We start from the raw sequence: 9861 nt of genomic DNA, 5'->3' as shown, positions 1-9861 counted from the left end.
TCACCAGACCGCGCGGGTCGACCTTCTCGGTCTCCATCATGGCGACCGCCTTGACCGGCGCGCCGCTGGCCCCCCCCGCCCGGCGCCCCCCCCCCCCCGCGCCGCCCGGCCCCCCGGCGCGGCCCGCGCGGGGCGCCGCCCGCCCCCCGCCCCGCGCCCCTCTCGTGCGTCTTCAGGCCTTACTCGGTCAGGCTGCCGTCCACCTCGTCGGCCGCCTCGACCTCCTCCCGGGTGATGCCCAGCAGGTACAGCACGGTGTCCAGGAACGGCACGTTGACGGCGGTGTCGGCGGCCTCGCGCACCACCGGCTTGGCGTTGAACGCCACACCCAGCCCGGCCGCGTTCAGCATGTCCAGGTCGTTGGCGCCGTCGCCGATCGCCACCGTCTGCGACAGCGGCACCTTCGCCTGCTCGGCGAACCGGGCCAGCCAGCGGGCCTTGCCCGCGCGGTCCACGATCTCGCCGACCACCCGGCCGGTGAACTTGCCGTCCACCACCTCCAGGGTGTTGGCGGCCGCGAAGTCCAGCCCCAGCTCCTCGACCAGGTGGTCGGTGACCTGGGTGAACCCGCCCGACACCACCGCGACCTGGAAGCCCAGCCGCTGCAGGGTGCGGATCAGGGTGCGCGCCCCCGGCGTGAAACGGACCTCCGCGCGCACCTTCTCGGTCACCGAGGCGTCCAGTCCGGCCAGCAGCGAGACCCGGGCCCTCAGCGACTCGGCGAAGTCCAGCTCGCCGCGCATCGCCTGCGCCGTCACCTCGGCGACCTCCTCCTCGCAGCCCGCGTGGGCCGCGAACAGCTCGATCACCTCGTCCTGGATGAGCGTGGAGTCGACGTCCATCACCACCAGGCGCTTGGCCCGGCGCTCCAGCCCGGCCGCGACCACCGCGACGTCCACCCGCTGGGCGGCCGCCTCCTGGGCCAGCTCGGCCCGCAGCTCGTCGGTGGCCACACCGGACACGGCCAGCTCGACCGCCGTCACCGGGTACTTGGCGAGCCGGAACACGCGGTCGATGTTGCCGCCCGCCGCGGTGATCCGGGAGGTGAGCGCGGAGACGGCGGCGGAGGTCAGCGGATTGCCGAGCACGGTGACGTGCGAACGGCCCTCGCGGCGCGGCCGGTTGTCGCCGATGCCGGAGAGGATCTCGGCCTGGAGCTTCTGCTCCTCCGCCCAGCGGTGCACGGTGGCCCGCAGACCGCCCTCGGCGCCGGGAGCGGTGGGCGGGGTGACCAGTGCGCAGAGCGTGATGCGGCCACGGGTCACGACCTGTTCGATGTCGATCACGTCGACGGCGAAGCCGGCCAGGGTGGCGAAGAGGCCGGCGGTGATGCCGGGGCGGTCCTTGCCGAACACCTTGACGAGCAGGGTGCGCTCGTCCGCGGTCCGGGGCTGGGCGGCGGGGAGGGGCTCAGCGGCCAGGGGCGATGCGTTCATGGTGCCTCCCACGCTACCCGCCGGCCGGCGGGCCCAGAGCACCCGTCCCACGTCGCGGACGGGTGCCGGGTAGCAGCCTGGTCACAGTCACCCGGGGTGACTTTTATTGGCGGTCAGCAGGCTGGAATGATTCCCCCCGTCAGTTTCGGAAACATCGCACCCCTGGTCGGGGGCACAATTCGGGGGAACCGAGAGAGCGGGGCAGGCGCGCAGTGCCGCAACTCGTCATCGATATCAACGGACAGCAGCGGACTCTGGAGCCCGGGCGGTCCTACACCATCGGGCGCAACCCGCAGTCGGACTTCCCGTTCGACGACGCCAGGGTCTCCTGGCACCACGGGACCATCACCTTCAACGGCAGCGGCTGGCAGCTGGACGACCACGGCAGCACCAACGGCACCTACACGGCCGGTGCCCGGACGATGCAGGCCCAGCTGTTCCCCGGCGCCGTCGTCAACCTCGGCAACCCGGAGAACGGACCCCGGCTCGGCTTCTCCGCGCCCGCCCACGCCACCCCGCACGCCGCCGCCCCGCAGGCTCCCGCCTGGCACGAGGCCGCCACCAGCCGCAGCGCCGCGCCGACGCCCCAGCCGCCGGCCCCGCAGCAGGGCTGGTCGCCGCAGGCCCCCTACCCGCCGCAGCCCGAGCAGGCCTGGGCGGGCCGACCCCAGCCGCCGTTCCCGCAGCAACAGCAGCAGCACGCGCCCCAGCCCCAGCAGGGCGGCTTCCCGCAGCAGCAGGCCTTCCCGCCCGACCCGCAGGACGGCGCCGGCCCGCAGCCGACGATCATCCGCAACCTGACCGCCGCCATGCGCACCGTCCGGATCGGCCGCGCGCTCGACAACGACGTCGTGGTCTCCGACCTCCAGGTCTCCCGCCACCACGCCGAGCTGCGCCAGCTCCAGGACGGCCGCTACGAGATCGTCGACCTCGGCAGCCACAACGGGATCTTCCTCAACGGCCAGCGGGTGCAGCGCCAGCTGATGGGCCCGCAGGACCGGCTGACCGTCGGCCACTCCAGCTTCGTGCTGGTCGGCGACCAGCTGCAGGAGTTCGTCGACACCGGCGCGGTCTCCTTCTCCGCCCGCCACCTGACCGTCGAGGTCGAGCACAAGGGCGCCAAGAAGATCCTGCTCGACGACGTCAGCTTCGGCGTCCCGGAGAAGTCCCTGGTCGCCGTCATCGGCCCGTCCGGCTCCGGCAAGTCGACCCTGCTGCGCGCCCTCACCGGCTACCGCCCGGCCGACCGCGGCGAGGTCCTGTACGACGGCCGCAACCTCTACAAGCAGTTCGCCGAGCTCCGCTCGCGCATCGGCCTGGTGCCGCAGTCCGAGATCCTGCACAAGGAACTCACCGTCCGCACCGGCCTCAAGTACGCGGCCCAGCTGCGCTTCCCCGGCGACACCGAGGCGCGCGAGCGCGCGGCCCGGATCGACGAGGTGCTGTACGAGCTGCGCCTGGACAAGCGCGCCGACAACAAGATCACCGCGCTCTCCGGCGGCCAGCAGAAGCGCGTCTCGGTCGCCCTGGAACTGCTCACCAAGCCGTCGCTGATCTTCCTGGACGAGCCCACCTCGGGCCTCGACCCGGGCATGGACCGCGAGGTCATGCAGATGCTGCGCGGTCTCGCCGACGACGGCCGCACCATCCTGGTCGTCACCCACTCGGTGGCCGAACTCGCGCTCTGCGACCGGCTGCTGGTGATGGCGCCGGGCGGCGCGGTGGCCTACTTCGGCCCGCCGGACGAGGCGCTGCACTTCTTCGGGTACGAGACCTGGGCGGACGTCTTCCAGGCCTTCGAGAACTACCCGGACCACGACTGGGCCGGCCGCTACCGCGGCTCGGTGCACTACCAGCAGTACTCCGCCCCCGACGTGGAGTCGGGCGAGGTGCAGCACGCCCAGGTCGCCCAGGAGGCCGTCCGGCCGCCGAAGCCGCAGAGCTGGGGCTCGCAGCTGTGGACGCTGATGCGCCGCTACATGTCGGTCCTCGCCTCGGACCGCGGCTTCCTGGCGCTGTCGGTGCTGCTGCCCGCCGTCATCGGCGCGGTCAGCGTGCTGGTCCCCAACGGGGCGGGCCTCGCACCCAACCCGAACACGCAGCTCCACCTCAACAGCGGGGCCGCGACGATTCTCATGATCCTGGCGATCGGAGCCTGCTTCTCCGGAGCGGCCAACTCGGTCCGCGAGCTGATCAAGGAACGGGCCATCTACGAACGGGAACGGGCCACCGGGCTCTCCCGCTCGGCGTACATGATGTCCAAGATCATCGTGCTGGGCTTCTTCAGCGTGATCCAGGGCGCCATCGTCGCCGCGGTCGGCTTCCTGCCGCGCAAGCTCCCCGAGCACGGCCTGATCGTCAAGGACCTGCCGATCATCGAGATGACCATCGGCATGATCCTGCTCAGCTTCACCGCGATGATGTTCGGCCTGATGATCTCGGCCCTGGTCAAGACCGCCGAGAAGACCATGCCGCTGCTGGTCATGTTCGCCATCATCCAGGTCGTCTTCACCGGCTGCCTGTTCCAGCTCTTCGGCAAGCCCGGCCTGGAGCAGGCCGCCTGGCTGATGCCGGCCCGCTGGGGCACCGGCATCGTGGCCACCACACTGGACCTGTCCAAGCTCATGGGCCCCTGGAACAAGGACTTCCAGAACCCCCAGTACGACCCGCTGTGGACCAGCAGCGTCGCCCAGTGGGCGATCGACGCGGGCGCGCTGATCGCGATCTCGATCGTCATCGGCGTCATCGTCACCCGGCTCCAGCGCCGCCACGAGCCCGAGGTCATGCAGAAGGGCTGACCCCCTTCGCCCCGCCCGCCGAGGGGCGGCCCTCCCGTCACCGGAGAGCCGCCCCTCCTCCATTGCGCGGGCCCCGAGTCCTAGGTCCCCGGACCTGCGCCCACCCCGGCCGCGGACCGACGCGGCGGCGCCCGCGGCGGCGGTAGTTTGGCGGTATGCCCAGCACGCCCAGCGACCGCCGGAGCCCGGCCGGCCCGCACCTCGACCTGCGCGGCCCCGCCCGCCCGATGCCCGGCTGCGACCCCTGCCTGGCCGGCATCGAGGCGGTCAGCCAGGCGCTGCTCGCGATGAGCCGGCACCTGGAGGTCCGCGAGGTGCTGCGCCGCATCACCGCCTCCGCCCGCGACCTGCTCGGCGCCGAGTACGCGGCCCTGGGCGTGCCCGACGACCACGGCGGCTTCGCCCAGTTCGTCGTCGACGGCGTCACCGACGAGCAGTGGCGGGCGATCGGCCCGCTGCCCCGCCAGCACGGCGTCCTCGCCAAGATGCTGCACGAGACCGGCCCCACCCGGCTCGCCGACGTCCGCAAGGCCCCGGCCTTCGGCGGCTGGCCGGCCGCCCACCCCGAGATGGACGCCTTCCTCGGCATGCCCATCCTGGACGCCGAGGCCGCCGAGGACGAACCGCAGGTCACCGGCGTCATCTTCCTCGCCAACAAGCGCGGCGGCGGCCTGTTCACCGACCACGACGAGGAACTGCTGCGGATACTCGCCGCGCACGCCGCCCTCGCCCTCTCCAACGCCCGCCTGTACGAGCGCAGCCGCGAACTCACCCTGGCCGGCGAACGCGCCCGCATCGCCCACGACCTGCACGACGCCGTCGCGCAGAAGCTCTTCTCGCTGCGGCTCACCGCCAAGGCCGCCGCCACGCTCGTCGACCGCGATCCGGCCCGGGCCCGCGCCGAACTCGCCGAGGTCGCCCGGCTCGCCGCCGAGGCCGCCGACGAACTGCGCGCCGTCGTCGTCGAACTGCGCCCCGCCGCCCTGGAGGAGGACGGGCTGAGCGCCACCCTCGCCTCCCAGGTGCAGGTCCTCGACCGGGCCCACACCGCGGACGTCGCCTTCGCCGCCGACGGCGTCCGCGCCCTGCCGCCCGCGCAGGAGGCCGCGCTGCTGCGGGTCGCCCAGGAGGCGCTGCACAACGCGCTGCGCCACTCCGGCGCGGGCCGCGTCACCGTCACCCTGGCCGGCACGCCCGCGCGCGGCGCCGTGCTGCGGGTGCGCGACGACGGGCACGGCTTCGACCCCGAGTCCGTCCGCCGGGCCGGGCGCCACCTCGGCCTGGCCTCGATGCGCGACCGCGCGGCCGCCGTCGGCGGCACGCTCACCCTGGAGTCCGCCCCCGGCCGGGGGACGCTCGTCGAGATGGAGGTCCCCGGTGCCTGACAGCACGCCCGACCGCACGCCGTCGATCCGCGTCCTGCTGGTCGACGACCACCAGGTGGTCCGCCGCGGGCTGCGCACCTTCCTGGAGGTCCAGGACGACATCGAGGTGGTCGGGGAGGCCGCCGACGGGGCCGAGGGCGTCGACCGCGCCCGCGAACTCGACCCCGACGTCGTCCTGATGGACCTCAAGATGCCCGGCGTCGACGGCATCGAGGCGCTGCGCACGCTCAAGGGCGAGGGCAGCCGGGCCCGGATCCTGATCGTCACCAGCTTCACCGAGCACCGCACGATGGTCCCCGCGCTGCGGGCCGGCGCCGCCGGGTACGTCTACAAGGACGTCGACCCGGAGGCGCTGGCCGGCGCGATCCGCTCGGTGCACGCCGGCCACGTCCTGCTCCAGCCCGAACTGGCCGAGGCGCTGCTCGCCGACGACGGCCCGCGCGCCCCGCAGGGCCGCGGCGGCACCCTCACCGAACGCGAGCGCGAGGTCCTCGGCCACATCGCCGACGGCCGCTCCAACCGGGAGATCGCCCGCAGCCTGCACCTGTCGGAGAAGACGGTGAAGACCCACGTCTCCAACATCCTGATGAAGCTGGACCTGGCGGACCGGACCCAGGCGGCCCTGTGGGCCGTCCGCAACGGCGAGGCGCGGGACGGCGGCGGCCCGTCCTAGCGGCCCGCGTGCTCCCGGTAGCTCAGCGGTCCGCGTGCTGAGCAGCTCTCGTACTCAGCGGTCCTCGCGCTCGTCGACCAGCGCGTTGTACGCCGCCACCTGCGCCCGCCGGGCGGTGCGCCGCAGCGGCGCCAGCACCGCCTGCCGCGCCGCCATCTCGGAGGCGCTGACCGCCGCGCCGTGCCCGCCCGCGGCGATCGCCAGCAGCGCCGACACCTGCCGGGCCGACTCCAGCACCCGCACCGCACGCGGCGGGTACCCGGGCGCCAGCAGTTCGGCGTGCCCGCGCCGGCGGTACGCCTCCAGCGCCCGCAGCGCCTCCGGCCCGGCGCCCGCCACGTCCAGCCGGGTCAGCAGGAGCGTCGCCTCGCGCAGCCCGTCGGCCAGCTCCCGTTCGGCCTCGTGCAGCGACGGGACGTCGGCCGGCGGTGTGTCGTTGGTCTCAAGGCAGCGCCACAGCACCGTCGCCGAACGGTCCCCGGCCGGGCCGAACACCTCCACCTCCGGCACCAGTCCGAGCGGGACGCCCACCGCCAGCACCGCCTCCCCGACGCCCATCGCCCGCTCGTTGAACGGCGCCGGACCGGTCAGCCCCAGCGGGTGCCCGGCGGACGGCAGCGCCAGTCGCAGGCCCTTCACCCCGAGCACCCGAAGCCGTCCCAGCGCCCAGGTGAGGCCGTGCCGTTCGCCCGGCCCGTCCCCGGGCAGCCCGGTCACCCGGTGGCTCTCGTCGTCGCCCAGCACGGCCGCGGCGGCGTTGTCCGGCGGCACCAGACCGGCCAGCAGGGCGTTGCCCCACGCGGTCAGCCGCCCCGAACGGGGTTCTTCGTACGGATTGTCGGGAGGAGTCGCGAGCATCCGGCCAGCCTACGGAATCGGCGGTCATCCGCGTGGCGTAGGTTTGCCCATGCGTGTGCGGCGCACCCACCCCGTGCCCACCGGCTGCCGGAGTAGGCTCGCCGCCCGCACCGACGGCCGAAATTCTTGTATTGGGGAAGGCGTAGGCATGAGCGACGTGCTGGAGCTGGTGGACGTATCCGTGGTCCGGGAGGGACGCGCGCTGGTCGACCAGGTCTCGTGGTCCATCTCCGAGGGGGAGCGCTGGGTCATCCTGGGCCCCAACGGCGCCGGGAAGACCACCCTGCTGCAGATCGCCGCCACCTACCTGTTCCCGACCGCGGGCAAGGTGTCGGTGCTGGGCGAGAAGCTGGGCGAGGTCGACGTCTTCGAGCTGCGCTCCCGGATCGGCCTGGCCGGCGCCGCCATGTTCGACAAGCTGCCGGCCGAGCAGACGGTGCTGCAGACCGTGCTGACCGCCGCCTACGGCATGACGGTCAGCTGGCAGGAGACCTACGAGCAGTTCGACGAGTCCCGCGCGCTCGCGCTGCTCGACCGGATGGGCATGTCCAACCTCACCGGCCGCAAGTTCGGCACCCTCTCCGAGGGCGAGCGCAAGCGCACCCTGATCGCCCGCGCCCTGATGACCGACCCCGAGCTGCTGCTGCTCGACGAGCCCGCGGCCGGCCTGGACCTCGGCGGCCGCGAGGACCTCGTCCGCCGGCTCGGCGCGCTCGCCCAGGACGAGTTCGCCCCGGCCATGGCGATGGTCACCCACCATGTCGAGGAGATCGCGCCGGGCTTCACCCACGTCCTGATGATCCGCCAGGGCAAGGTGCTCACCGCCGGTCCGATCGACACCGAGCTGACCGCCCGCAACCTCTCCAAGTGCTTCGGCCTGCCGCTCACCCTGGAGCGCCACGGGGACCGCTGGTCCGCGCAGGGCCTGCCGCTGGGCTGAGCCCCCGTCCGCGCCTCGCACGCACCTCGTACGCACCTCGTACGCGCCTCGCACGCTCCGATGTCGTCGGGTTTCCGGGGACCGGTCGCACGCGCGACCGGTTTCCGCCCCACGACCTGCGGGAACTGTCCGCCTCGAAGGCCCTTCGCTCCCTAGGATGGACACGTGGACAGCTGGATCTGGTGGCTCCTGGCCGCCGTCGGGCTCGGCATACCGCTGGTGCTGACCGCGATGCCGGAGTTCGCCATGTTCGCGGTCGGTGCGCTGGCGGCCGCCGGCGTGGCCGGGCTGGGCGGAGGCGCGGTCTGGGAGACCCTGGTCTTCATCGCGGTCTCGGTCTCGCTGCTGGTCTTCGTCCGCCCGATCGCCTACCGGCAACTGCGGCAGGGCCCGCACATCAAGATGGGCATCGAGGCGCTCCAGGGCGCCACCGCGGTCGTCGCGGAAACCGTCGACGGGGAGGGCGGACGGATCAAGCTGAACGGCGAGATCTGGTCGGCCCGCGCGCTCCACCCGGACAGCGTGTACCAACCGGGGCAGCAGGTCGACGTCGTCGAAATCCAGGGCGCGACCGCCCTGGTCGTCTAGGGGAGAGTCCGTGGAACCCGTCCTTATCGTTTTGGTCGTCCTGGTCGTGGTGGCCTTCATCGCGCTGATCAAGACGATCCAGGTCATCCCGCAGGCCAGCGCCGCGATCGTGGAGCGCTTCGGCCGCTACACCCGGACGCTCAACGCAGGCCTGAACATCGTCGTCCCGTTCATCGACCGGGTCCGCAACCGGATCGACCTGCGCGAGCAGGTCGTGCCGTTCCCGCCGCAGCCGGTGATCACCCAGGACAACCTGGTGGTCAACATCGACACGGTGATCTACTACCAGGTCACCGACCCGCGCGCGGCCACCTACGAGGTCGCCAGCTACATCCAGGCCATCGAGCAGCTGACCGTCACCACGTTGCGCAACATCATCGGCTCGATGGACCTCGAATCCACCCTGACCTCGCGCGAGGTCATCAACGCCGGTCTGCGCGGCGTCCTGGACGAGGCCACCGGCAAGTGGGGCATCCGGGTCAACCGCGTCGAGCTGAAGGCGATCGAGCCGCCCACCTCCATCCAGGACTCGATGGAGAAGCAGATGCGCGCCGACCGTGACAAGCGCGCCGCGATCCTCACCGCCGAGGGCCAGCGGCAGGCCCAGATCCTCAAGGCCGAGGGTGAGAAGCAGGCCGACGTGCTCCGGGCCGAGGGTGAGGCGCAGGCCGCGGTGCTGCGCGCCGACGGTGAGGCGGCCGCGATCCGGACGGTCTTCGAGGCCATCCACGACGGCGACGCCGACCAGAAGCTGCTCGCCTACCAGTACCTGCAGACCCTGCCCGAGCTGGCCAAGGGCGACTCCAACAAGCTCTGGATCATCCCCAGCGAGGTCGGCGACGCCCTCAAGGGCCTCGGCGGCGCCTTCGGCGGGCTGACCGGCAACCCCGGCATCAACGGCGGCGCGGTCGCCGCCCCGAGCGTGCCGCCGGCGGCCCCCGCGGCCACCCAGGTGCCGCTCGACCCGGCGGCCGGCCCGCGCCCGGTGGACACCGAGAAGGGTGCCGCCCGCCCCCGGGTGGACCCGGCCCGTGAGTACCGCAAGATCGACCCGGAGTGACCGGCTGAACCGTCCGGCCCGGGGGGGGGCGCCCCCCCCCCGGGGGGGGGCCCCCAGCGTGGGGGGTTGGGGGGGGGTGGGGTGGGGGGGGGGGTGGGTGGTGTGGTGTGGAGCGCGAGAGGG

General features: G+C 73.1%; 8 protein-coding genes. 6 read left to right on the top strand and 2 right to left on the bottom strand.

Annotation, left to right across the window (positions count from 1 at the left end):
* Positions 1-179: 179 nt before the first annotated feature.
* Positions 180-1436, bottom strand: a complete 1257-nt coding sequence (serB, locus tag ACFV6D_RS05460) for a phosphoserine phosphatase SerB (RefSeq protein ID WP_063349632.1) — start codon at positions 1434-1436, stop codon at positions 180-182.
* A gap of 212 nt (positions 1437-1648) precedes the next feature.
* Here serB and ACFV6D_RS05455 point away from each other — a divergent pair, with 212 nt between their 5' ends.
* From ACFV6D_RS05455 to ACFV6D_RS05445, 3 genes are all read left to right on the top strand, one after another.
* Positions 1649-4234: an FHA domain-containing protein gene (locus tag ACFV6D_RS05455; RefSeq protein ID WP_380426125.1), complete on the top strand. Its 2586-nt coding sequence runs from the start codon at positions 1649-1651 to the stop codon at positions 4232-4234.
* 227 nt (positions 4235-4461) lie between these two features.
* Positions 4462-5619, top strand: a complete 1158-nt coding sequence (locus tag ACFV6D_RS05450; protein ID WP_063351461.1) for a GAF domain-containing sensor histidine kinase — start codon at positions 4462-4464, stop codon at positions 5617-5619.
* A complete protein-coding gene (locus ACFV6D_RS05445; RefSeq protein ID WP_380558534.1) occupies positions 5612-6292 on the top strand; it encodes a response regulator in 681 nt (226 codons plus the stop codon). The genes ACFV6D_RS05450 and ACFV6D_RS05445 overlap by 8 nt, the downstream gene beginning before the upstream one ends.
* 54 nt (positions 6293-6346) lie before the next feature.
* Here ACFV6D_RS05445 and ACFV6D_RS05440 read toward each other — a convergent pair whose 3' ends face one another.
* A complete protein-coding gene (locus ACFV6D_RS05440) occupies positions 6347-7150 on the bottom strand; it encodes a hypothetical protein (protein WP_063349635.1) in 804 nt (267 codons plus the stop codon).
* A 148-nt stretch (positions 7151-7298) separates the two neighbouring features.
* On the opposite strand from ACFV6D_RS05440, the gene ACFV6D_RS05435 reads away from it, so the two are divergent.
* The 3 genes from ACFV6D_RS05435 to ACFV6D_RS05425 all read left to right on the top strand — a co-directional run bounded on the left by ACFV6D_RS05435 (position 7299) and on the right by ACFV6D_RS05425 (position 9738).
* Entirely contained in the window at positions 7299-8090 is a 792-nt protein-coding gene (locus ACFV6D_RS05435; protein ID WP_063349636.1) for an ABC transporter ATP-binding protein, read from the top strand.
* A gap of 177 nt (positions 8091-8267) precedes the next feature.
* Positions 8268-8678, top strand: coding sequence for an NfeD family protein (locus ACFV6D_RS05430; RefSeq protein ID WP_063351462.1), 411 nt, complete (start codon positions 8268-8270; stop codon positions 8676-8678).
* Between the two features lie 10 nt (positions 8679-8688).
* A complete protein-coding gene (locus tag ACFV6D_RS05425) occupies positions 8689-9738 on the top strand; it encodes an SPFH domain-containing protein (protein ID WP_063349637.1) in 1050 nt (349 codons plus the stop codon).
* Positions 9739-9861: the final 123 nt, after the last annotated feature.

This window comes from Kitasatospora sp. NPDC059812 (genome assembly GCF_042732075.1).
Taxonomy (GTDB): Bacteria; Actinomycetota; Actinomycetes; order Streptomycetales; family Streptomycetaceae; genus Kitasatospora.
Note: the sequence above shows the minus strand (reverse complement) of the source record. Positions and strands in the feature narration are given on the sequence as shown.